A 22,221-nucleotide genomic window follows, 5' to 3' on the forward strand; every position below is an offset into this window, starting at 1 on the left:
TCCGGCTACGTGACGCCGAGACTGCTGATGGTCGCCGCCAGCACGATGATGGCGACACCCAGCACCGTCAGCCAGACGACATCGAAACCCTTGCTGCGCACCGCGAGCAGACCCACCCGATCAGTGGGCAGTGCCAGCCGCAGCGCCGCCGCGAGCAGCGTCGCGCCGCCGAAGAAGAACGTTCCGCGCCGCCAGCGGTCCCAGGCCAGGAAGACCACGGCCACCACCAGCACCGCGCCCACCAGCAGCATGGGCAGATTCTCGCGGGCGAACTCCCCCGCACGACTGCTGCGACTCTGGGGTGCGGCATGGGCTGGACTCACCGCACGAGCTTAACCGCCGCTCTGCAATGCTGGATCCCGTGTTCCATCTCGTGTTCTTCGAACCCCGCATCCCGCCCAATACCGGCAACGCCATTCGACTGGCCGCCGGTACCGGCTGCGCACTGCACCTGATCGAACCGCTCGGCTTCGACCTATCCGAGCCGAAGCTACGCCGGGCCGGGTTGGACTATCACGACCTGGCCGTCGTCACCGTGCACGAGAGTCTCGACGCCGCCTGGAAAGCCATCGTCCCCGAACGGGTCTTCGCCTTCACCGCCGCCGCGACCACCCGCAACACCGATATCACCTACCGCGACGGCGATGTCCTGCTCTTCGGCCCCGAACCGACCGGCCTGCCCGACGAGGTGCTCGCCGATCCGCGCGTCACCGACCAGCTCCGCATCCCCATGCTGCCCGGCCGCCGCTCCATGAACCTCTCCAACGCCGCCGCGGTCGCGGTATACGAGGCCTGGCGGCAGATGGGCTTCCCGGGCGCGGTCTGACTAGTCGTCGACCTCGAAGCGTTTGAAGCGGGAGGTCGCGCCACCGGTGAGGCGGACCGCGGACTTGGGGACGCCGAAGTGGGCGGCCAGCAGTTCGATGGCGGCCTTGTTCGCCTTGCCCTCCACCGCCGGGGCCCGGACGTACAGCTGCAGCGCGCCGTCGTCGAGGATCTCGACGAGCGGGCCCTTCTTGCTGCCGGGTTTGATGGTCGCCCGGACCACTGTCACGCCACTCTCCCTTCCCCCGCTCCCGCCGGTGATTCTCCCGTAGCGCCGCGGCTACCGCGGTGCCGGGGCACCTCAGCGGAAGTCGCGGGAGCGGCCCTCGATGCGCAGGTCCATGCGTTGCAGATGGTCGGCGACGATGGTGACCGCGCCCTCCGCGTTCTGCACCCGTCCGCGGATGAGCAGGGCGGGGGCGGTGGTGGCCAGGCGGCGGTAGCGGGCCCACAGGCCGACCGAGCAGACCACGTTCACCATGCCGGTCTCGTCCTCCAGGTTGAGGAAGGTGACCCCGCCCGCGGTGGCCGGGCGCTGCCGGTGGGTGACCGCGCCGCCGACCAGCACCCGGGTCCCGTCGCGAATGTCGAGGAGCCGGTCGGCGGGGACGACGCCGAGCGCGTCGAGCCGCTCGCGCAGGAATTCGGTCGGGTAGCTGCCGGGTGAGACGCCGGTGGCCCACACGTCGGCGGCGGCCAGTTCCAGCGCGCTCATACCGGGCAGGGCGGGGGCCGCGGTGGCCGCGCCGGTGCCGGGCAGCCGGTCGGACCGTTCCCCCGCGGCCGCGCCCGCCGCCCACAGCGCCTCGCGGCGAGTGCCGCCGAGACTGTCCAGCGCGCCCGCCGTGGCCAGCGACTCGGCTTGCGGCACGGTCAGTTCCACGCGTCCGGTGAGATCCAGGAACGAGGTGTAGGACCCGAGCTCGCGGGCGGCCACGATCTGCTCGGCCAATTCGGTCCCGATGTGCCGGACCGCGGCCAGCCCCAGCCGGATCGCCATCCCCTTCGCCTCCAGGGTCGCCTCGGCCAGGCTGTGGTTGATGTCGGGACCGTGCACCGTCACCCCGTGCCGCCGCGCGTCGGCGACCAGCGACTGCGGCGAATAGAACCCCATCGGCTGGGCGCGCAGCAGCCCGGCGCAGAAGGCCGCCGGGTGATGCAGTTTGAACCACGCCGAGTAGAACACCAGCGAGGCGAAACTCTGCGAATGGCTTTCCGGGAACCCGAAATTCGCGAAGGCGTACACCTTCTCGTAAATGCGGTCGGCGACTTCCCCGGTGATGCCGTGCAGGTCGCGCATGCCCTGATAGAAGCGGGCCCGCAGCCGCTCCATCTTCTGCGTGGACCGTTTGGATCCCATGGCGCGGCGCAACTCGTCGGCTTCGGCGGGGGTGAATCCGGCGACGTCCACGGCCATCTGCATGAGCTGTTCCTGGAACAGCGGCACGCCGAGGGTGCGTTCCAGCGCGTTCTTCAGCGACGGATGGTCGTAGTCGGGTTTCTCCCGCCCGTTGCGACGGCGAATGTAGGGGTGCACCGATCCGCCCTGGATCGGTCCGGGCCGGATCAGCGCCACCTCCACCACCAGGTCGTAGAAGGTGCGCGGCCGCAATCGCGGCAGGGTCGCCATCTGGGCGCGCGACTCCACCTGGAAGACGCCGACCGAGTCGGCGCGGCACAGCATGTCGTAGACGGCGTCCTCGCCCAGGTCCAGCCGGTGCAGTTCGACGGTCTGGCCCTTGTGCTCGGCCACCAGGTCGATCATGTAGTGCAGCGCCGACAGCATGCCGAGTCCGAGCAGATCGAACTTGACCAGCCCGGCGGACGCGCAGTCGTCCTTGTCCCATTGCAGGACACTGCGATTCGCCATGCGCGCCCATTCGGTCGGGCACACGTCGGCGATGGGCCGGTCGCAGATCACCATGCCGCCGGAGTGGATGCCCAGATGCCGGGGCAGCCCCTCCAATTCCCCGGCCAGCGCGAGCACGTCGTCCGGGATGTCGGTGTGCTGTTCCCCCGCGACCCCGCTCCAGCGGCTCACCTGTTTGCTCCAGGCGTCCTGCTGCCCGGTCGAGAAGCCCAGCGCGCGTGCGGCATCGCGCACCGCGGAGCGCCCGCGATAGGTGATCACATTGGCCACCTGCGCCGCGTAGTCGCGCCCGTATTTGGCGTAGACGTGCTGAATGGCCTCCTCGCGCCGATCCGATTCGATGTCGACGTCGATATCGGGCGGCCCGTCCCGCTCCGGCGACAGGAACCGTTCGAACAGCAGCTGGTTGGCGACCGGATCCACATTGGTGATGCCGATGGCGTAGCAGACCGCCGAATTCGCCGCCGAACCCCGGCCCTGACACAGGATGTCGTTGTCACGGCAGAAGCTGACGATGTCGTGCACGACCAGGAAGTAGCCCGGGAAGTTCAGCGTGGCGATGACGTTCAGCTCGTGTTCGAGCTGCCGGTAGGCGGCCGCGTTCCCGGCGCGTGGGCCGTAGCGGCGGGCCGCGCCCGTGAAGGTGAGCTCCCGCAGCCACGAGTTCTCGTCGTGCCCGTCGGGCACGTCGAAGGGCGGCAGTTGCGGCGCGATCAGCCGCAGGTCGAACGCGCAGTCCCGGCCCAGCGCAACGGCATTGGGCACGGCCTGCGGGCAGGCCGCGAACAGTCGTGCCATCTCGTCGCCGGAGCGCAGGTGCGCGCCGCCGGTGGGGGCCAGCCAGCCCGCCATGTCGTCGAGGCTGGAGCGGGCTCGCACGGCGGCCAGCGCCATGGCCCGGCGGCGGTGCGGCGGGGCCGCGAAATGCGCTCCGGTGGTGGCGATCACGGGCAGCGCGGCCCGGTCGGCGAGGGCGAGCAGCCGGGCATTGCGCTCGTCGTCCTCGGGGATGCCGTGGTGGGTGAGTTCCACGCTCACGTGGTCGCGGCCGAAGCGGTCGATCAGTTCGCGCAGTGCCGCCTCGGCTGCCGCGTCGCCCTGTCGCAGGGCCTGTCGCACAGTGCCTTTCCGGCAGCCGGTGAGGATGTGCCAGTGCCCGCCCGCGGCCTCGGTGAGCCGGTCCAGGTCGTAGCGCAGGATGCCCTTCTCCCCCGCCGCCATGTGCGCGGCGGCCATCTCCCGCGACAGCCGCCGGTAGCCTTCCTGCCCGCGCGCCAGCACCAGCAGGTGCGGTCCCGCAGGATCGGGGGTGCCGGTGCGGGGTTCGGAATTCAGTGCGTCCGCGTCGTTTTCGCGACCGCGCCGCCGAGAACCCGGGCCGCGTCCGCGCGGCGCGAGATGCGCTCCGGCGCGGGCGGCGGTGCCGATGGACAGCTCGGCGCCGAAGATGGTCGGCATCCGCCATTCCCGGGCCGCTTCGGCGAACCGGACCACCCCGTAGAACCCGTCGTGGTCGGTGAGCGCGAGGGCTTCCAGCCCGAGCCGCACCGCCTCTTCCACCAGTTCCTCGGGCTGGCTGGCCCCGTCGAGGAAGCTGTAGGCGGAGTGGGTGTGCAGTTCGGCGTAGGGCACGGTGGACCGGGCGGTCCGCTCGATGTCCCCGGCCTCGTACTTCTCGCGTTTCCGCGACCAGGCCGGGCTGTCGCCGCCGTCGCCCTCGACCTGTTTGCGCGCGGGGTCGGGTCGCCCGGACAGCACCCGTTCCATCTCCGCCCACGTCGGCGGGCCGTTGCCCCAACCCATCGGCCCACCTCCTCCACAATCCGACCGGTCTCGAGTATCGAACATACATTCGAAACCGATCGGTCTCTACGGCGGCTCGCCAATCCATCGTGGCGCAGTAACTTACTTTGGAGTAAGTTCGAGGCAATTCCACCTGCAAGGGAGCAGAAATGGCCGACCAAGACACCGGTTACCTGGCCCGTCGGCGCGCCCGCCGCGATCTGACCGGCAAGCACGTCGTGATCACCGGCGCCTCCTCGGGCATCGGACGCGCGGCTGCGCTGACGGCCGCGCAGAAGGGCGCGCTCGTCATCCTGCTGGCCCGCCGTGCCGAAGAACTGTCCACCGTGGTGGACGAGATCACCGCCGCGGGCGGCGCCGCCTTCGCCTACCCGTGCGACGTCACCGACCAGGACTCCGTCGACCGGACCATCGAGACCGTGCTCGCCGCCCACGGCCACGTCGACATGCTGGTCAACAACGCGGGCCGCTCCATCCGCCGCGCCGTGCACCGCTCCACCGACCGCATGCACGACTTCGAACGCACCATGGCCGTCAACTACTTCGGCGCGGTCCGCATGACCCTGGGCCTGCTGCCCGGCATGCGCGAACGCAAGGACGGCCACATCGTCAATATCTCCAGCGCCGGCGTGCAGGTCGCCACCCCGCGTTTCGCCGCCTACCTGGCCAGCAAGGCCGCCCTCGACAAGTTCGCCGAGGTGACCGCCGCCGAGATGCGCTCCAGCAACATCACTTTCACCACCATCCACATGCCGCTGGTCCGCACCCCCATGATCACCCCCAGCGGCGACCAGGGCACCGGCACCCAGTCCCCGGAATGGGCCGCCGCCCTCATCGTCCGGGCCCTCACCGAACGGCCCCGCCGCATCGACGTCCCGCTCGGCACCCTCGCCGAATACGGCAACCTGGTGGCCCCCGGCATCAAGGAGCGGGTCCTGCACCGGTACTACCGCGCCATCCCGGACTCCCCCGCCGCCAAGGGCGAGACCGCGCCCGAGCCGGCGACCACCGACGTGGAAATCGTCGTCCCGCAACGCCATCGCCGCACCGTGCCCCCGGCCGTCCGCGCCACCGGCACCGCCCTGCGCCGCGCCGCCCGCCTGGTCCCTGGAACGCACTGGTAGTTCTCGCCCGCAGCGGCCCCTATTCCGGCCGGATCGATCGCCGCGCGGAGTAATTCGAGCCCGCCGAAACAATTGCACTCACAGCGCAGTACCTGGGCAGGAACCATTGCCGCTCAGGCGAGTTGCCGGAGACGGTCCAGTACCACCGCGGTGGCGGGTTTGGGGGCCGCACCGCAACTGGCCTGCCGCGGCGAGTAGGCGGCGGTACGGGCGGTGACCAGCCAGCGGCGACCGTCCCGATGCGTCACCATGGCCGCACCCGCGAACGTGGCCGGATCGGTCGGGCTTCCGGCGTCGGCCGGGGCGGCCTCGACGACGAGGTCGTCGATGCCGGCCGTCGGGTCGACATCGCCGGACACGACGGTCCGGCCGGTGCTGTCGCCGGCCGAGGTGACCCGGGTGAACGTAGCGTCGGCGATGCGCTGTCGGACCGCTATTTCCGCCACCTGCTCGACCGGGCCGTAGCAGCTGCGGCCGCGCAGGCCGGTGAGCGAGACCTCACCCTGGTCGGCGGCGGCGAGCATGGCGTGCGCCGAATCCTCGTCCAGGCGGCCGTAAGTGAGACCCGTGGGCAGCACGATGACCGCCGGGGCGAAACGGTGGCCGCCGGTGTGGGAGCACTCCCACACCCGCTCGGGGTGGGCGGCGGACAGGCTCGCGGCGATGGGACGGCCCAGCAGGGCACAACACTGGTCGCGCTTACCGTGCGCGCAGACCAGCACCAACGGATCCGTCACGGCCGCACCGATTCCCGGCGCGGGCCCGTCGACCAGATGCAGATCGATATCCAGCAGTTCCCGCAGGTCGGTGATCTCGAGCCGCTCGCACCACGACCCCTCGGGCCGCGAACTGGCGAGCAGAACCGTTCGGACACCGGTGAATTCCCGCCGCCCCGCCCGCCGGATCAGGGTGGGCCGCACATGCGCCGCCTTGGTGCGCGCGGCCAGTTCGGGGGTGATGTGGGGCCCGAGCACCTGGTCGCCGATCACGTCGCGTCCCCACGCCCCGGGCTGTTCGACGCACAGCCAGCCGGTGATGCGGGTCGCGCTCCCGGGTAGGGGAACCTCCAGTGCCGCAGCCGAACACGACAATCCTTCGAACCCCGTCACAGCCGTCCCTCGGTCACAGTGGCTTCCCGTCGATCAGTTTCGCGATCACCTGCTCCAGCCGCCGCTGCCGGGCCTCCGGCCGCACCGCGCTGCCCAGGTGGTAGCCGACCGCGATGCGCGACTGCATGGGCAGGGTCTCGAAGAACACGGCCGCCTCCGGATACCGGGCCAGCGCGTCCAGGAAGTCCTGCGGCAGGTCGTGTCCGACGGCGTTGTCCCAGCGCCCGTCCGCCTTGGCCCGGTCGATCTCGGCCTGCCCGGCCGGATGCACGATCCCGGCCTCGACCAGTTCGCCCGCCAGCCCCACATCGCGCTGCGACCACTGGCTGCGCGGGCGGCGCGGGGTGAATCCCATGACGAGGAAATCGTCGTCGAGTTTCCTGGCCTGCCCGTCGATCCAGCCGAAGCACAGGGCCTGTCGCAGCGCGCCGTCATGGTCGAGTGAGGCGTAGGCCGAGCCCTTCCTCGCGAACTTCAGCCAAATGCCGTCCACCGCCGCGTGATTGGCCGACAGCCAGTCCCGGAACGCGGACTCGTCGGGAAACCACAGCGTGGGTCGCTCGGATGCGGACACCGTTCAACTCTAGATACCGGCAGCTCAGTGCCCCAGGAAGGGGAGCACTTGGGCCTCGAAGGCGGGGTAGCGGTCGCGGTGGATGCTGTGCCCGCAGTCGAAGGCGCGGACGGTGCAGTCGGCGAGGCCGGCGCGCAGCTGTTCGAGCTTGTCGGGGTCGACCATGCCGCCGGGGCCGCCGCGCAGGAACAGGGTGGGCGCGGTGATGTCGGACAGCCCGTCCCACCATTCGGGGTAGGGCTTGCGGAACTGTTCGAGCGCTTCGCCGGTCATGGATCGGTCGAAGGCCAGCACCGCGCGCGGGTGCCGCAACAGGCTGGTGGTGGCGTGCCAGAGTTCGGGGATCGATGGCAGCCTGCGGGTGAAGCTCACCTGTTCGTCGCCGGAGCGCAGAGGCAGCGGCTGTTCCTCGATCACCAGGCGCCGGACCAGTTCCGGGCGTTGCATGGCCACCCAGGAGATGGCGTAGCCGCCGAGGGAATGCCCGACCAGGTCGACGGTGTCGAGGCCGATCCGGTCGCACAGCGCGAGGATGTCGGCGCCGAATTCCTCGAACCGGTAGGACGCGGTGTGCGCGCTGCGCCCGTGCCCGCGCAGGTCCGGAATGATCACCCGGCGGCCGCGGCGCACCAACTGGGTCGCGAACCGATCCCAGGTGTGCCCGTCGCCGCCCATGCCGTGCACGAGGACCACCGGCGTGTCGCTGTAGAGATGTCCACCCGTGGCGCCGGAATCGCGATAGGCGATCGACACGTCATCGAACTCGACCCGGGTGACCGTTGACTCCACGATTGTCCAGAGTACGGATCGCTGGGTGGTCGCCGCCGCAATTTGTGCGCTCCGCCATATCGAATACAGATACGGTTGCCTATTCATTCACTTGACGAATGAATGCGGAACTGCGCAGGTCCAGGCGTGATACCAACCGGTTTGACCTGTGAAATAGATCACTTTCACATTTTTCGGTAATCGGTCAGCCCTGACGGTAGCGTGATCCCCGATTTAGCAATACTTGTTTGTCGGGGAAATATGGTTCTCAATGCTGCCGCCCCCGCGGTCGAACTCGATGAACCGAGCCCGCCGCGGCCGACCTTCGCTACCGCCTGGGTCCTCCTACTAGCCGCGCTCTGCGGGACCTTTCTCGCCGTCCCGACACTGCGCTACGACTTCTTCGGTGACGAACTGTATTTCATCGCCGCCGGAGCCCACCGTAGTCTCACCTACGCCGACCAAGGCGTCCTGATCCCACTGGTCGCCCACCTGGCCGACGCCGTCGCCCCCGGCTCCGCGCCGATGCTGCGATTACCCGCGGTCCTGATGACCGCCGCCGCCGTCGTGATCAGCGCCGCGGTCGCCTACGAACTCGGCGGCTCCCGCACCGCCCAACTGATCGCGGCCGCCGCCTACGGCATCTCCCCGCTCGCCGCCACCCAGGCCGTACAGCTGAGCACCTTCTCCTTCGACGCCACCCTGCAGGCCGCCATCATCTGGCTGCTCATCCGCTGGATCCGGACCCGCGAGGACCGGCTGCTCATCGCGGTCGGCGTGGTCGCGGCCATCGACCTCCAGGTCAAGTGGTTCATCCCCACCATCCTGCTCACCCTGGCCGCGGGCATCATCGCCGCCGGACCGCGGGAACTACTGTGGCGGCGCGGACTCTGGATCGGCGCGGGCATCTTCGCCACCTCCGCCCTGCCCGGCCTGTGGTGGCAGAACCAGCACGGCTGGCCCGCGCTGGCCATGAGCAAGGTGATCGGCGCCGAACAGGACGCCGCCGGCGGCGGACCGCTGGCCTGCCTGCCGCAGATGATCGGACTGGCCGGACTGCTCGGCGGCCTGCTCGCGGGCTGGGCGTTCTGGAGCCTGGCCCGGGAACGCTGGCTGCGGCCCTACATGTTCATGCTCGTCTCCTCCGGCCTGCTGGTGGCCGTGGTGCTGTTCGGGCACGGGCGGCCGTACTACACCGCCGGATTCCTGCCGGTGCTGTTCGGCATCGGCGCGGTCGCGCTGCCCTATTACCGCGGCGAACGCGGCAACCGGGTGCTGCGGGTGGTCGCGCTGCCGGTCATCGGGTTGTCGCTGGTGATCATCGCGGCGCTGGTGGCGGCCCTGCCGCAGCCGCCGTCGCGGGTGCACACAGCCATTCGCACCCAGGCCGACTTCGCCATGCGGACCAGCATCTACGGCTACTCGGGCTGGTCCGAGCTGACCGCCGAGGTCGCCGACGCCTACCGGCAGCTGCCCGAATCCGAGCGGCCCAAAGCGATCGTCGCCCAGAACTATTGGCAGGCCGCCGCCCTCCAGAACTTCGGCCGCGACTACGGCCTGCCGCCCGTCTACAGCCCCAACCGCGGCTTCGGCTACTTCGGCCCGCCGCCCAGCGACATCGGCGCGGTGCTCTACGTCGGCCTCGACAGCACCGAACCGACCCTGCGCCGCCAGTTCGGCAATGTCCAGATCCTCGACCACCTCGACAACCCCAACGGGTTCCCCGGCGTGAACACCGGCATCGCCATCGCGATCTGCCGCGGCCCGCTGCACCCCTGGCCGGAACTCTGGCCGGACATGATGGATCTACACCTGCCGCTCGGCATCTGAGACCACTACTCGTACAGCCCCTCCACATGCCAGACGTTGTCGTAGCCGATCAGCAGTAGCGCGCGCAGCCGTGCGGCGTCCTCCGCGTCCAGCTGCACCTGGGCGCGCGCGGCGAAACCGTCCTCGAACCGGTGCGTCCACCACCGGTCGTCCACCGGCCACGGTCCCGCCCAGCCCGACAGCCGCCACGAACTACTGCCCCAGTGCAACTGGACCGGATCGGCCGTGAACATGCCACGATCACTGACCCAGACCGGCGACCCGTCGGCACCTTCCAGCCGCACCTCCGGATGATGCGTGAGCACCAGCGCCGGAGCGGGCTCGGGCAACCGCCCCGGCCACGGCTGCGCCGGATCGTTCGCCGGCACCGGCTCGTCCCCGAGCGTCACCATGGTGATCCGCTCCTCCGGCCCCCGCCCGCCACTGAGCACCCCCATCCGCACGGCGTCCCCGCCCAGCAGCCCCTGCACCCGGATCAACGCCCGCCGCGCCCGCTCCTCGTCGTCCCCGACCCCACCCCACAGCCCCAGCTGCAAGGCCCCGGCCGACACGACTTCGACGGGTTCCAGCCGCAGCAGCACGATGGCCGCGTCCGCCCCGGAATCCCACGCCTCGATCGGATCCGGCTCATACGCATCGGCCTTCGCACCGCCCGGCCGCCACGCACCACGATCGCCCCGATAGACGGTGCGCCCGTCTCGCTGTGTGCCGCGCCCGTCTCCGCGCACGGCACGACCGCCCCGATGCTCGGCCCGGCCGTCGCCACGCGCGCTACAGTCCCGATCGGCCGCGCGGTAAGCCCGGGCGCGGTCCAGGGCGCGGCGGGTGAGCCAGCCGTCGAGCTGCCAGCGGATACGGTCGGCGGTGCTGTCGGGGGTGAGGGGTTCGGCGCAGCGCCAGATGCGTGAGAACTCCTCGCCCGACTCGGTTTCGGCGTGGATCACCAGGCGGGTGCAGGCCACCGCGGTCGCGGCGAGCTTGGTGTGCAGTTCGGCGGCGAGCATGCGGCCCGCGAAGGCCGCCATGTCGACGCGTTCGATCGGCGGGTCGCAACGCTGTTCCACGGTGAGGTCGGCGGCGGGCAGGCGAGCCGCGGGCGGCCGCTCCGGCAGCGCGCGGGCACACCGGTGCGCGACGATCGCGTCCGCCCCGAACCGCGACGCCACCTCGGCGGGCGTGAGCGCCGCGAAGTCGCCGATCCGGCGCAGTCCCAGCCGGTGCAGCAGATCCACCAGTTCGACCCGCTGCGGCGCGGCCAGCACCGGCTCCCCCGCCAACTCCGAGATCGGCATGGGCGCAAGGAATTCCGCCCCCTCGCCGGACGGCACCAGGGTGGCGCGGCGGGCGGCGAAGACCGCGGTGGACAACTCGTCGGCGATGCCGATCTGGCATTCCACCCCGACCGCCGCCACCGCGTCCACCAGTCGTTCGGCCGCGGCCTCCTCCGATCCGAAGAACCGCGCCGCGCCGCGCGCCGACAGCGCCAGCATGCCCGGCCGCAGCACCTCGACGCCGGGCACCGTCGCGTCCACGGCCGTCACCACGGGCTCGAACAGCCGCGCGTCCCGATCCGGATCGTCCTGCGCCACCAGCAGTTCCGGGCACCTCCCCTGCGCCTCCCGCTTGCGCAGCCCGCGCCGGATCCCCTCGGCCCGCGCGGTGGCGGTACACGCGATCACCCGATTGGCCGTGAGCACCGCCACCGGCCGGGTGGCCTCCGCCCCCGCCTCGGCGGCGGCCGCCACCGCGGGCCAGTCCGGGCACCACACCACCAGCACCCGCCGCGGCTTCACGACCTGCCCCCTCTCCCGGCACGGCCACATGATCCAAAACTCTTGTCACGTGGGCGGTTCCTCGCGGTCCGGTCAGGACGCGGCATGGCGGGCGAGGCGCAGCGGCGGTTCGGCCGGGGCGGCGGGGTCGGCGGTGGAGACCCATTCGACGCGGCCGTCGGCGGGGCTGAGGGACAGGTGGCCGAGGCGGGGTTGGGCGGAGCGGCCGCGCACGGAGACGTCGAGGCGGACGGTCCGCAACCGGCCGCAGCCCCGGCCCAGTCCGCTGTACCCGGCGACCCGGGTGTCGATGTGCAGTGCGGACCCCGACCAGGAGCCGTTGGTCACCATCAGCGTGGAGTTCTTGCCGCGGGCGCGGGCGGCCAGGACGCGGGCGCGGGACATCGGCACCGCCAGCCCGCTCAGCCCGAGAACCACCAGGTCCAGGCCATCGAGCAATACCGAGGCAACTTCGAGGGGATCGGGCCCGGGATCGGAGACCACGGCCAGCCGGTCCAGTCGCGCTCCCATCTCGGCGGCGGCCAGCAGGCCCAGCCGCGGCAGCCCGACCACGGCGGCATGCCCGCCGGCGCTCGTCACCGCGGCCAGCAGCCCGGAGATCAGCGAGCCGGCGCCGTTGTAGACGACCACCGACCCCTTGGCCAATCCGCCGTCGGGCAAAAGGTTTTCGAGTGCCGCGGGCACCGGCAACGGCTCCCGCCGCGGCTCCGGCGCCACCGGTACGCGCGCCGTGGCCTCGGCGCCGCGCGCCGGGACCGCGGCCATTCGCCGCCGCAACTCCGCCAGCTGTTCCCGCCTGGCTTCCGCCGCCGCACCCATCCAGTGACCACCTCTCCCAGTCGACGGGCTAGCACCGATCCAGCTACCTGACATAATCGAACTCATGTTCGATCAATGCACAGTAGAACTCGAGTCTCGGGACACGTCAAGAGTCAGTGGCCCCCACCACGGCCGCACAACCCGCACGACCCCTCCCCGCCCGCCGCCCGGCCCGGCGGCAACCGGCTGTCCAGAAGGGAGCGCGGGCGGGTCACGTGTCGTTTCGTCCGGAAGATCCCCGGACCTCCGAGAATCTCCCACCGCTCCCCCAGGACCGGAGGGCGTGCGAAACACGGTGTGTCCGTATAGGTCTGGAAAGGAATCCGCGAGACCGCGCCGCAAGACCCAGCAAACCCCGGGTTTCGAACCAGGCCAGTCAGGATGGTTTTCCGATACCCTGCACCCGTGACCGAACGCGCTCGTCCCATTGTCGGCCCCGATTATCTGGTGGCCGGCCGCTACCGTCTGCAATCCAAGCTCGGCGGCGGCGGCATGGGCGCCGTCTGGCTGGCGACCGATCGCCTGTTGCACCGCGATGTCGCCATCAAGCAGGTCCTCACCACGCAGGGCCTGAGCGAGGACGAGGCGCGCGAGGTCCGCAGCCGGATCATGCACGAGGGCCGGGTCGCGGCCAAGCTGTCGCACGAGCACGCCATCGCCGTCTACGACGTGGTGCTCGAGGCCGGTGAACCCTGGCTGGTCATGGAGTACCTGCCCTCACGCAGTGTCGCCAAAGCCCTTGCGCTGGTGGATCAGTTGTCCCCGATCGAGGTGGCGCAGATCGGCGCGCAGGTGGCCGACGCGCTCGCGGCCGCGCACGTCGCGGGCATCGTGCACCGCGACATCAAGCCCGGCAATATCCTGGTCGCCGACCGCGGCGACGAGGTCGGCATGGTCAAGCTCTCCGACTTCGGCATCTCCAGCGGCGCCAACGACACCAGCGAGGAGATCGGCGACGTCATCACCGGCACCCCCGCCTACCTGCCGCCGGAGGTCGCCCGCGGGGCCCGCCCCACCACCGCCAGCGACGTATTCTCGCTCGGCGCAACGCTGTACACCGCCATCGAGGGTCAGCCGCCCTACGGTTTCGACGAGGACAGCAATGTCATCGTGGAGCGCGCCGCCATGGCTCAGATCACCCCGCCCGCCCGCAGCGGCCCGCTCACCGAGGTCCTGCTGCACATGATGGAGCCCGCCCCGCAGCGCCGCCCCACCATGACCGAGGCCCGCAACGAGATCCTCACCGCCGCTTTCGGTCCCGGCACCGCGCCCTACATCCTGAACGCGCCCGTCCGCACCGAGGACGGGACGATCCCGGCGTGGGCGGCCCGCAATTCCGCGGCCGGACTGCGCAGCCCCAATTCCAGCCCGCTGCCGCGCCCGCAGCGCACCACCCCCGCGGCCCCGGTCGCGGCGCAGCCCAAGCCGAAGGGCTTCGAGTTCGATTTCAGCAAGCTGGGCCCGAACGCGGGTCCGCTGGCGGTGGCGATCGGCCTGCTCATCGGTCTGCTGATCATCATCGTCGTCGTGATCGCGCTCTAGCCGCCTCCGCGCGACTGCCGAACAGATTTCAGACGTCCCCGAGGAGTTACCCTCGGCGCACGAAATCAGTTGTCACCGTGGATATCTCAATCGATCCGGCGGCGGTGCGCCCACCTGGTCAGGGCGTTCCGGTTCGACTGCTGGGTCTTGCGCAGCACGTTCGAGGCGTGCGTCTCCACCGTCTTCACCGAGATGAACAGCGTCTCGGCGATCTCGCGATAGGTGTAGCCGCGCGCCAACAGCCGCAGCACCTCGAGTTCGCGCGGGGTCAGCGAATCCAGTTCCGGATCCAGCGGCGGTTCGGGCACCTGCGACTTGCCGGTGAACGAGTCCAGCACGAACCCGGCCAGCCGCGGCGAGAACACCGCGTCCCCGCCCGACACCCGCCGAATGCCGTCGGCCAGCTCCGGCCCGGAGATGGTCTTGGTGACGTATCCGCGCGCGCCCGCCCGGATCACCGCGATCACGTCCTCGGCCGCGTCGGACACGCTCAGCGCCAGGCACACCGGCCCGGCGTCGATGCCCTGCAGCACCGCGACCCCGCCGCCGTCGGGCATGTGCACGTCGAGCAGCACCACGTCCGGCGCGGTCGCCTTGATCCCGGCAATGGCCTCGCCGACGCCGCCCGCCTCGCCGACCACCTCCATATCGGATTCGCGGCTCAGCTCCGCCCGCACCCCGGACCGGAACACCGCATGGTCGTCGACCAGAAAGACCCGGACGCTCACCTAGTTCTCCTCACCCTGACGAACCCTGCCCCCATCGGTACCACAATCCCCAGCCCACGGCCCGCCCACGACTCATGGTTCACGGGCGCCCCGGAACTCACAGCTGCGCGGCGTCTTCCGGACTGTCGGTCTGCACCACCAGCCGCTCGTCGCCGCCGTCCTTGCGCGGCATGAAGATTCGCACCTCGGTGCCATTGCCGGGCGACGACTTGATCTCCACGTGCCCGCCGCGCCGGTCGATGCGGGCGTGAATGGACTTGGCCACGCCTTGACGGTCCTTGGACACCGCGTCCGGGTCGAAGCCCTTGCCGCGGTCGCGCACGAAGACACTCACCTGATGCGGCTCCACTTCGGCGTACAGGTCGATGGTCGGCACCCCCGCATGCTTGGCGGCATTGACCAGCGCCTCCCGGCTGGCCCCCAGCACCGCGGTGAAATGCTCCTTGGGCAAACCGATTCCGCTGTCGTCGAGGTCCATCGACACATCGCCCACGGTGACCGGGGTGACCTTCACCCCGTGCTGATCCTCCACCTCACCCGCGATGGTGCGCAGCGCCGCGGCCAGGCTCGACTGCGCGGGCCCGGCATCCTCGAACAGCCACTTGCGTAGCTCGCGTTCCTGACTGCGAGCCAGCCGCACCACTTCCTGCGGATCGTCGGCCTGGCGCTGGATCAGGGCCAGCGTCTGCAGCACCGAATCGTGCAGATGCGAGGCGATCTCCTCGCGTTCGTCATTGCGAATCCGCGCCGCGCGTTCGGAATTCAGCGCCCGCACCATGCGCAGCCACAGCGGCACGGTCAGCAACCCGGCGCCCACCAGGGTCACCGCCACCGCCAGCAGCGCCGACCCGAGCGAACTCAGATTGATCCGCCCCAGCACCACCACCCCGAGCCCCACCACGATGAGCGTGGCCCCGCCGACAATGCGCGCCCACGTCACCACCGACGGTTTGGCGGGCAGCCCGATGACCGATCTCGGCCCGTCCGCATCGAATTCGCGCCACACCAGCGCCGCGCCGACCGCCACCACGATGATCGGCCCCACCACGTGCGCGGCCGTCCCATTGAACAACCACGCGGTCGATACCGACAGCGCCATGCCGAGCAGCGCCATACCGATGGCCTGCCGTCGTTCGGAACCGGTCGGCGGGGCCGCGTCGGCGCCCGCGGGCGTGAAGATCCACAACATGCCGTAGGCGACGATCCCGGCCCCGGCGAGCGCGGACAGCAGCACGAACGCCATCCGCACCTTGAAGACGTCGATCCCCAGATGATCCGAGAGCCCGCCCGCGACCCCGCCGACCACGCGCCCACCCGTGCGCCGCACCAGCTTGGGCTGGGTCGCCACGGTGGCGGCCCCCCGGGCAGGGTCGTACAAGGGCGCGGACGGATACATGCCTTCGATCCTGGCACGGGTATCCGACACCCCGCATCGGGAAACACCCCGATTCGACCCCTGAGCGTGACGGCAGGTTTCTCAAACGGCGGGTTCCGCAAGCATCGGCACGATCGGGGTACCGGCGACGTCGAACAGGTTCCGACCGCACGAGTCGCACTCGCCCGCATCCGGCTTCGGGTCCGACGCGGGTAGCTGCCACACGTTCATGCCACCGCACGGGCAGTCGAGGATGTAGAGCAATTCGGAAGATGGCCGATCCAGACCCCATAGGTGACTCGATGCCTCCGTGCGACGCATGACGCCGACGCGGTATGTGTCATCGCCGGAGCGCAATTCCCCAAGCGCCAACCCCGCAGGAGCCAAGGCATCGTCCACAGCACGCAGAATCGCCGGCACATGTTCACCACGCGCCAGGTCAGCCCCGGCCGCGTCCCTGACCGCGGACTCGACGGCAACGACAACCGCTCCGTCCTCCCCGAAAGCTTCCACCCGACGGCCCACGAACTGTGAGATCTGCCCGGACCACTCCTCACCAGACCAGTCGACCGCCAGGAGAACCCCCTTCCCGATCAAGAAATCCACCACATCGTCCATCTCGAGCGGAAACCCCCGCTCAGCCGCCGCAAGAAAATGCGCAATATCGCTCACGCTGCCAGCATATGAAGCTGCCTTCGAGCTCACACTGAGCCGCAGAATTGTCCGGACCGGAAGGAGGATAGGCGCTGACTTGGGCTGCATCACCGACCCGACCCACCCCGCCCCCACCGATGCCCTGGCCGAATCCGGTCCCGCCTCCATCACCGCCACCTTCTCCCCCGACAACCGCCACCTGGCCATCACCACCGCCTACGGTCCGATCAAGTTCTGGGACACCGACCTCCCCCACGCCGTCGCCCGCGCCTGCGACACCACCTCGGCCGGCTGGACCGAAGACCTCTGGCGTCACCATCTCCCCCAGCTGCCCTATCGTCCGCCCTGCTGACGCCGCCGGCGGAATACCGGCCGGCCCCTGACCGGTTGTCGTCCACGACATTCCGAACAGGACAGGTGAGATGAACGCATTCAACGAATCCGTGATCGCGGAGTTCCGCGCCAACAACGGCAAGGTCGGCGGCCCCTTCGAAGGCCGCACCAACATGGTGCTGATCACCACCACCGGTGCGAAGTCCGGCCGCCCCACCACCAATCCCCTGGTCTACGTCCCCGACACCGACCGCATCGTCCTCATCGCCTCCAACGGCGGCGCCGACAAACACCCCGCCTGGTACCACAACCTCCGCGCCAACCCGGAACTCACCGTCGAACTCGGCACCGAAACCTACACCGGCAAAGCCGAATTCCTCCCCGCTCCCGAATCCGACGCCCTCTACGCCCGCATGATCGACCTCATGCCGGTCTTCGCCGACTACCGAGCCAAGACCACCCGCCACATCCCGGTCATAGCGGTGTACCGCCAACCCGCGTAAGGGTTTGCGCCCGAATCAGCCGTTCGACGGTTGAACCCGCAGCCCATCGGACAACAAGGTGAGCAATCGGCGCCAGTCGCCGCTGCCGGAGCGAATGGTGGCGGACAGTGCGCCGACAACCATGTAGACATCGGCGACGGTCAAGTCCGGTCGCACTGTTCCAGCGGCCCGATCGGATTCGATGAGCGTGCCGATGATCTCGGCGAGCTGTTCCAGCGCGGCGCCGCGCGGTTCACTACCGCGCGATTGACGGGTGGATTCGATGGCGGCGGACAATCCACTGTCGGCCGCCAGGATTTCGCCGACATGGGTCAGGTAGTCCAGCACCGCCCGGCCGGGCGCGGCGTGGTCCAGACATTCGGTGCGCGCGTATTCCTCGATCTCGGCGAAGCGTTGCGCGGCCGCGGCTTCGATCAGGTCGGCCTGGGTCGGGAAGTGCCGGTACACGGTGCCGATCCCGACACCGGCGGCCCGCGCCACCTCCGGAAGTTGGACCTGACTTCCCCTCTCCGCGAACAAATTACGCGCGGCTTCCAGGATGCGGTCGCGATTGCGGGAGGCGTCCGCGCGCGGCTTGCGCGACTGCGACGATGGGCTTGACACTCGGGTTCCCTTCCGGCCTACACTCGAAACGGATCCGGATTCCGGTTCCGATTCTTCTGATTCGAAAGGGTACCACCATGTCCCACAATCGATTTCTGCTGCTCGAAGCCGGCGCGGCCCGCCCCGGCCGCCTCCCTCTACCGCCCGCGTTCGCAGTGAAGGCCACCACCGCCGATACCGAAGACCGCTTCTCGCTCCTGGAAGTCACCCTCGCCCGCGATATCCCCCGCCACACCCATGACGTGGCCGACGAATCCATCTACGTGCTCGACGGCACCCTCGAGGTGGAATTCGACGACCGCGTCGAGCACGCCACCGCCGGGATGTTCGTCCTACTCCCCCACGGCATTCCGCACGCCCTGCGCTGCGCCTCGACACCCCCGCCACGCCTCATCCAGATCTCCTCACCGGGCGGCTGGGAGTGCTACCTGGAGGATCTGTTCGAGGCGGGTCCGGCCGTACTCACCGCAGGCGCCCTCGACCCGGCCAAGATCAACCCGATCGCCGCCAAGCACCACATCCGCTACGAGGAACCCACGGTGGCCTAGCACGGCCCGGGTCCAGCCACCGACGTGACAGGCTGAACCAGCCGGCGCAGCAGGCGAAGACCACCGACTACCCGAGCCGATCCGACGTCGCGGAACGTCGCGCAGGGATGCCGATGAATTTCGGGTGGGCCCACCGTCGATAACTCTGGATGCACCGACGGCGGTGGGTCCGGGCAGGAGCACACGATCCGGGCAGTGATCCGGGCGGGCGAGAGGGAGGCGCAATGAGTGGGATCAAGGTGTTGGTGGCGGGGGCGAGTGTCGCTGGGCCCGCGTTGGCGCATTGGTTGCGGCGGCGGGGAGCCGAGGTGACCGTCGTGGAGCGGGCTCCTGGGTTGCGGCCCGGTGGCCAGGCGGTGGATGCGCGCGGGGTGGCCAAGGAGATCATTCGGCGGATGGGGCTGGATGCGGAGGTGCGGGCGGCGCGCACCCGGACCGCGGGGGCGTACACGGTGGACGCGGACGGGAAAGTGCTGGAGACGTTTCGCGCGGACGATCATGACGGGGACGGGTATATCTCGGAGATCGAGATCCTGCGCGGGGACCTGTCGCGGGTGCTGCACGATGACACTCGCGACGGTGTCGAGTACATCTTCGGCGACCGGATCGCGGAACTCACGCAGGACACGGACGGGATCGACGTGGTCTTCGAGGGCGGTGACCGGCGGCGGTTCGATCTGGTGATCGGGGCCGACGGGCTGCATTCGGGGCTGCGCGCCATGGTTTTCGGCCCGCACGAGCGGTTCGTCCACCATCTCGGGCACGCGCTGGCTTTCTACACCGTGCCCAACGAATTCGGGCTGGACGGCTGGCTGATCGACTACCAGACGGCCGGCCGTTCGGCGGGCCTGCGCCCCATCCAGGACGCCACGCAGGCGATGGCCCTGTTCTCCTTCGTCGCCCCCGACCTCGACGTCGATTACCGCGACATCGCCGCCCAGAAGCGCCTGCTGCGCGCGAAGATGACCGGCATGGGCTGGCTGACCCCGCGCATCCTCGCCCACCTGGACGACACACCGGACTTCTACCTCGACCAGGTCGCCCAAGTGGTGATGGACCGCTGGTCGAGCGGACGCGTCGGCCTGCTCGGCGACGCGGCCTTCAGCTCGTCCCCCTATTCCGGACAGGGCACCGGCCTGGCTCTGGTCGGCGCGTACATCCTGGCCGGAGAGCTGGCCGCCGCCGACTGGAACCCCGAAGCCGGATTCGCCGCCTACGAGCGGCGCATGCGCCCGTTCGTCGAGGCCAACCAGGAAATCGGCCGCCTGCACGCCCACAGTCGCGACATCCCCGACCCGAACGCCGAGCCGAGCCCCGAACCCGACTGGGACCTCGACCTGATCGACCGCGCACTCAATGGCATCGAACTGCCCGACTACGCGGAACTGCCCGACTCCCGCCCTGCCGCCGAACCGCCGATCACCTCATCGGCAAGCAATTAGGCGTCCCAGCACATTTCACGCTTCACGGAACGATGGCTGGTAGGGGGCCAAGTTCAGGTGGGGGTTCAGGGTGATCCCCGATGTGCCTGAACAGCCGTCGACAGCACGATGGATGGCATGACGAGAACGAGCGACTGGTCCAAGGGTGCTGGGCGTACCGGCTTCTCCGATCAGATTCAGGATCTGTGGCAGACGCGGCCGGTGCGGTTTCCCAAGGACGGGCCGATCGCCGGCGTCGCTGTCGGGTTCGGCCGGCGCTACAACGTGGACCCGGTGCTGGTGCGGGTGGCGTTCGTGGTGTCGGCGCTGTTCGGCGGGGCGGGGGTGGTGCTCTATCTGCTGGGGTGGCTGCTGCTGAACCAGGCCGGAGACCAGTCCTCGGCGGCGGAGTCGCTGTTCGGGCGCGGCCAGGCGTCGCAGCCCTCGTCCAAGACCATCGTGCTCATGGTGGCGTTGGGGATCGCTGTGAGCACGATGGGTCCCGTCGGGGTGGGACTCGGCGGGTCCGGGGTGATCAGTTTCGCGCTCATGCTGGGCGGGTGGTGGCTGCTGTATCAGCGCCAGACGCAGCCGCCCGCAGGTCATTTCGAGCAGTCGGCGGTCACCGATCCGTTCAACACCGGGTATCCGGGCACCGCGAGCCCGTACTGGACCGGGTACCCGGGCACCAATGCGGTGACCTTCCAGACGTACGGGCCGTACACGACACTGCCCGATCACTACGAGCCCGACCCCAACCAGCCACCCGCCGCCGCACCGGAGCCGGAACCGGTTGATACGCAGAAGATTCCGAACACCGAGCAGGTCACCGAGGTGCTGGAGACCCGGTACGCGCCCGCATCGTCGGTGTCCGACACCGTGGTCCTGCGGAAGTCCGAATCCGCATCGGGCCCCGGCACGCCGGAACAGCCGGACGAACCGGCGGACACACCGGCGACAGCTGTCGATCTCACCAAGCCGAAGACCGGCGGCGATGACGGCGGCGCCCCCGAGACCCCGTCGACCCCACCGAGCGACGTCGAACCCCCTACCCTGCACCGGATTCCGCCGGCCACCGACCGCCCACGCGCCGGATTCGGCCCCGCCCCCATCTCCCCCGACTTCGGCCCCACCCCGCCCGGCTGGGATCCCCTGGGTGTGGCCCCGCTGGCCTGGCAGCTGCCCGAGCCGGCCGCGCCGGTCCAGCAGCAAGTCGTCCAGGCTCCCCCGGCCCGCCCGCGGTCCCGCCTGACCCCCGTCACCATCGGTCTCGCCATCCTGGCCGCCGCCGCGGCGGGTTCCATGGCCGCGGCGGGCGTGGAGTGGATGACGCCCGGCCGGATCGGCGCCGCCGCACTGGCCGTGGTGGCCGTGGGCCTCATCGTGGGCGCGTTCCTGCGCCGCGGCTACGGCCTGATGGTGGTGCTGGCCCCGCTGGCCGGTTTCGTGATCCTGGCCTCGCTGATCGGCCCGATCCAGTTCGACGAGGGCGCGATGGGCGACCACAAGTGGTCCGCCGCAACCGATTCCGAGCTGCTGCCCGTCTATCACATCTCGATGGGTTCGGGCACCCTCGACCTGAGTCAGCTGAAGCTGACCGAGGATCGCGCGGTCGAGGTGAAGGTACGCATGGGCGACGCCCGCGTGATGCTGCCGCCGAACCTGCGCGTCAATACGACCTGCAATGTCCGCATGGGTGATTCGAACTGCCCGAGCGGAATCTCGGGCCCGGCGACGGGCCCCGTCCTGAACCTGACCGTCGACGTGCAGATGGGAAACGCGGAGGTGAACCGTGGCTGAGAACAAGAACCGCCGACCCTCGTTCGCGCTACTGCTGGCCGGCCTGCTGGGCTTGGGCGTGAGTGTGTGGGCCTTCATCGGCCCCCACTTCTGGCCCGTCTCCGGCGGTCTGTCGCTGGGCTGGATCGTGGTGATCGCCGCCATCGTGGTCGGCGTGATCCTGGTGCTCAGCCCGAAGAAACACCGGGAGTAGACCGCA

The 22,221-nt window shown here is 69.9% G+C and carries 22 protein-coding genes; 10 read left to right on the plus strand and 12 right to left on the minus strand.

The genetic code is table 11. From position 1 onward, the window contains the following. Positions 1-5 precede the first annotated feature (5 nt). Positions 6-251, minus strand: coding sequence for a DUF3017 domain-containing protein (locus ABZ412_RS19110; RefSeq protein WP_357282389.1), 246 nt, complete (start codon positions 249-251; stop codon positions 6-8). Positions 252-361: 110 nt separating this feature from the next. Here ABZ412_RS19110 and ABZ412_RS19115 point away from each other — a divergent pair, with 110 nt between their 5' ends. Further along, positions 362-826 (plus strand): tRNA (cytidine(34)-2'-O)-methyltransferase, encoded by a 465-nt coding sequence (locus ABZ412_RS19115; protein ID WP_357282233.1) that lies wholly within the window; start codon positions 362-364, stop codon positions 824-826. Here ABZ412_RS19115 and ABZ412_RS19120 read toward each other — a convergent pair whose 3' ends face one another. Next, complete coding sequence (locus ABZ412_RS19120) at positions 827-1,054, minus strand: DUF167 domain-containing protein (protein WP_357098257.1); 228 nt, start codon at positions 1,052-1,054, stop codon at positions 827-829. A 72-nt stretch (positions 1,055-1,126) separates the two neighbouring features. Next, on the minus strand, positions 1,127-4,498 hold the full coding sequence (locus tag ABZ412_RS19125) for an error-prone DNA polymerase (protein ID WP_357282234.1): 3,372 nt from the start codon (positions 4,496-4,498) through the stop codon (positions 1,127-1,129). 149 nt (positions 4,499-4,647) lie between these two features. Between ABZ412_RS19125 and ABZ412_RS19130 the strand changes: the two genes are divergently transcribed. Further along, positions 4,648-5,622, plus strand: coding sequence for an SDR family NAD(P)-dependent oxidoreductase (locus ABZ412_RS19130; RefSeq protein ID WP_357282235.1), 975 nt, complete (start codon positions 4,648-4,650; stop codon positions 5,620-5,622). Positions 5,623-5,735: 113 nt separating this feature from the next. Here ABZ412_RS19130 and ABZ412_RS19135 read toward each other — a convergent pair whose 3' ends face one another. The 3 genes from ABZ412_RS19135 to ABZ412_RS19145 are packed head-to-tail and all read right to left on the minus strand — an operon-like array spanning position 5,736 to position 8,058. Next, the gene (locus tag ABZ412_RS19135) at positions 5,736-6,731 is read right to left on the minus strand and encodes a sucrase ferredoxin (RefSeq protein WP_357282236.1); all 996 of its coding nucleotides are present in this window, start codon (positions 6,729-6,731) and stop codon (positions 5,736-5,738) included. A gap of 13 nt (positions 6,732-6,744) precedes the next feature. After that, positions 6,745-7,305, minus strand: a complete 561-nt coding sequence (locus ABZ412_RS19140) for a YdeI/OmpD-associated family protein (protein WP_357282237.1) — start codon at positions 7,303-7,305, stop codon at positions 6,745-6,747. Between the two features lie 24 nt (positions 7,306-7,329). Next, positions 7,330-8,058 (minus strand): alpha/beta hydrolase, encoded by a 729-nt coding sequence (locus ABZ412_RS19145; RefSeq protein WP_357282391.1) that lies wholly within the window; start codon positions 8,056-8,058, stop codon positions 7,330-7,332. Positions 8,059-8,334: 276 nt separating this feature from the next. Here ABZ412_RS19145 and ABZ412_RS19150 point away from each other — a divergent pair, with 276 nt between their 5' ends. Continuing rightward, positions 8,335-9,903, plus strand: coding sequence for a glycosyltransferase family 39 protein (locus ABZ412_RS19150; protein WP_357282238.1), 1,569 nt, complete (start codon positions 8,335-8,337; stop codon positions 9,901-9,903). A 5-nt stretch (positions 9,904-9,908) separates the two neighbouring features. Here ABZ412_RS19150 and ABZ412_RS19155 read toward each other — a convergent pair whose 3' ends face one another. Both ABZ412_RS19155 and ABZ412_RS19160 read right to left on the minus strand, forming a co-directional pair. Further along, positions 9,909-11,726, minus strand: a complete 1,818-nt coding sequence (locus ABZ412_RS19155) for a DNA polymerase Y family protein (RefSeq protein WP_357282239.1) — start codon at positions 11,724-11,726, stop codon at positions 9,909-9,911. Positions 11,727-11,768: 42 nt separating this feature from the next. Then, on the minus strand, positions 11,769-12,515 hold the full coding sequence (locus tag ABZ412_RS19160; protein WP_357282240.1) for a hypothetical protein: 747 nt from the start codon (positions 12,513-12,515) through the stop codon (positions 11,769-11,771). Between the two features lie 381 nt (positions 12,516-12,896). Here ABZ412_RS19160 and ABZ412_RS19165 point away from each other — a divergent pair, with 381 nt between their 5' ends. Then, positions 12,897-14,057 (plus strand): serine/threonine-protein kinase, encoded by a 1,161-nt coding sequence (locus ABZ412_RS19165; RefSeq protein WP_357282241.1) that lies wholly within the window; start codon positions 12,897-12,899, stop codon positions 14,055-14,057. An 86-nt stretch (positions 14,058-14,143) separates the two neighbouring features. On the opposite strand, the gene ABZ412_RS19170 is transcribed toward ABZ412_RS19165, so the two are convergent. The 3 genes from ABZ412_RS19170 to ABZ412_RS19180 form a co-directional block, all read right to left on the minus strand. Continuing rightward, entirely contained in the window at positions 14,144-14,785 is a 642-nt protein-coding gene (locus ABZ412_RS19170) for a response regulator transcription factor (RefSeq protein ID WP_213557894.1), read from the minus strand. 97 nt (positions 14,786-14,882) lie between these two features. Then, the gene (locus tag ABZ412_RS19175; RefSeq protein ID WP_357282242.1) at positions 14,883-16,181 is read right to left on the minus strand and encodes a PspC domain-containing protein; all 1,299 of its coding nucleotides are present in this window, start codon (positions 16,179-16,181) and stop codon (positions 14,883-14,885) included. A gap of 81 nt (positions 16,182-16,262) precedes the next feature. Continuing rightward, on the minus strand, positions 16,263-16,832 hold the full coding sequence (locus tag ABZ412_RS19180) for a hypothetical protein (protein ID WP_357282243.1): 570 nt from the start codon (positions 16,830-16,832) through the stop codon (positions 16,263-16,265). Positions 16,833-16,911: 79 nt separating this feature from the next. Here ABZ412_RS19180 and ABZ412_RS19185 point away from each other — a divergent pair, with 79 nt between their 5' ends. Together ABZ412_RS19185 and ABZ412_RS19190 are read left to right on the plus strand one after the other, a co-directional pair. Next, positions 16,912-17,166 (plus strand): hypothetical protein, encoded by a 255-nt coding sequence (locus ABZ412_RS19185; protein ID WP_357282244.1) that lies wholly within the window; start codon positions 16,912-16,914, stop codon positions 17,164-17,166. A gap of 70 nt (positions 17,167-17,236) precedes the next feature. Next, a complete protein-coding gene (locus tag ABZ412_RS19190; RefSeq protein ID WP_357282245.1) occupies positions 17,237-17,650 on the plus strand; it encodes a nitroreductase family deazaflavin-dependent oxidoreductase in 414 nt (137 codons plus the stop codon). A 15-nt stretch (positions 17,651-17,665) separates the two neighbouring features. Here the strand turns inward: ABZ412_RS19190 and ABZ412_RS19195 are convergent, their stop codons facing one another. Further along, positions 17,666-18,253 (minus strand): helix-turn-helix domain-containing protein, encoded by a 588-nt coding sequence (locus ABZ412_RS19195; RefSeq protein WP_357282246.1) that lies wholly within the window; start codon positions 18,251-18,253, stop codon positions 17,666-17,668. Positions 18,254-18,330: 77 nt separating this feature from the next. On the opposite strand from ABZ412_RS19195, the gene ABZ412_RS19200 reads away from it, so the two are divergent. From ABZ412_RS19200 to ABZ412_RS19215, 4 genes are all read left to right on the plus strand, one after another. After that, complete coding sequence (locus ABZ412_RS19200; protein WP_357282247.1) at positions 18,331-18,801, plus strand: cupin domain-containing protein; 471 nt, start codon at positions 18,331-18,333, stop codon at positions 18,799-18,801. Positions 18,802-19,025: 224 nt separating this feature from the next. Further along, entirely contained in the window at positions 19,026-20,243 is a 1,218-nt protein-coding gene (locus tag ABZ412_RS19205; RefSeq protein WP_357282248.1) for an FAD-dependent monooxygenase, read from the plus strand. Positions 20,244-20,360: 117 nt separating this feature from the next. After that, positions 20,361-22,022: a PspC domain-containing protein gene (locus tag ABZ412_RS19210; protein WP_357282249.1), complete on the plus strand. Its 1,662-nt coding sequence runs from the start codon at positions 20,361-20,363 to the stop codon at positions 22,020-22,022. Then, on the plus strand, positions 22,015-22,215 hold the full coding sequence (locus ABZ412_RS19215; protein WP_357098351.1) for a hypothetical protein: 201 nt from the start codon (positions 22,015-22,017) through the stop codon (positions 22,213-22,215). Before ABZ412_RS19210 ends, ABZ412_RS19215 begins: the two co-directional genes overlap by 8 nt. Positions 22,216-22,221 lie beyond the last annotated feature (6 nt).

Origin of the sequence: Nocardia sp. NPDC005746 (assembly GCF_040630785.1) — a bacterium.
Taxonomy (GTDB): Bacteria; Actinomycetota; Actinomycetes; order Mycobacteriales; family Mycobacteriaceae; genus Nocardia.

Bases quoted from the DNA above. Each gene is read 5' to 3' on its own strand.
- ABZ412_RS19200 (WP_357282247.1), top strand. From the start codon at position 18,331: ATGTCCCACAATCGATTTCTGCTGCTCGAAGCCGGCGCGGCCCGCCCC.
- ABZ412_RS19150 (WP_357282238.1), top strand. From the start codon at position 8,335: ATGGTTCTCAATGCTGCCGCCCCCGCGGTCGAACTCGATGAACCGAGC.
- ABZ412_RS19210 (WP_357282249.1), top strand. From the start codon at position 20,361: ATGACGAGAACGAGCGACTGGTCCAAGGGTGCTGGGCGTACCGGCTTC.
- ABZ412_RS19175 (WP_357282242.1), bottom strand. From the start codon at position 16,181: ATGTATCCGTCCGCGCCCTTGTACGACCCTGCCCGGGGGGCCGCCACC.
- ABZ412_RS19190 (WP_357282245.1), top strand. From the start codon at position 17,237: ATGAACGCATTCAACGAATCCGTGATCGCGGAGTTCCGCGCCAACAAC.
- ABZ412_RS19205 (WP_357282248.1), top strand. From the start codon at position 19,026: ATGAGTGGGATCAAGGTGTTGGTGGCGGGGGCGAGTGTCGCTGGGCCC.
- ABZ412_RS19165 (WP_357282241.1), top strand. From the start codon at position 12,897: ATGGTTTTCCGATACCCTGCACCCGTGACCGAACGCGCTCGTCCCATT.
- ABZ412_RS19110 (WP_357282389.1), bottom strand. From the start codon at position 251: ATGCTGCTGGTGGGCGCGGTGCTGGTGGTGGCCGTGGTCTTCCTGGCC.
- ABZ412_RS19155 (WP_357282239.1), bottom strand. From the start codon at position 11,726: ATGTGGCCGTGCCGGGAGAGGGGGCAGGTCGTGAAGCCGCGGCGGGTG.
- ABZ412_RS19160 (WP_357282240.1), bottom strand. From the start codon at position 12,515: ATGGGTGCGGCGGCGGAAGCCAGGCGGGAACAGCTGGCGGAGTTGCGG.
- ABZ412_RS19125 (WP_357282234.1), bottom strand. From the start codon at position 4,498: ATGGGTTGGGGCAACGGCCCGCCGACGTGGGCGGAGATGGAACGGGTG.
- ABZ412_RS19130 (WP_357282235.1), top strand. From the start codon at position 4,648: ATGGCCGACCAAGACACCGGTTACCTGGCCCGTCGGCGCGCCCGCCGC.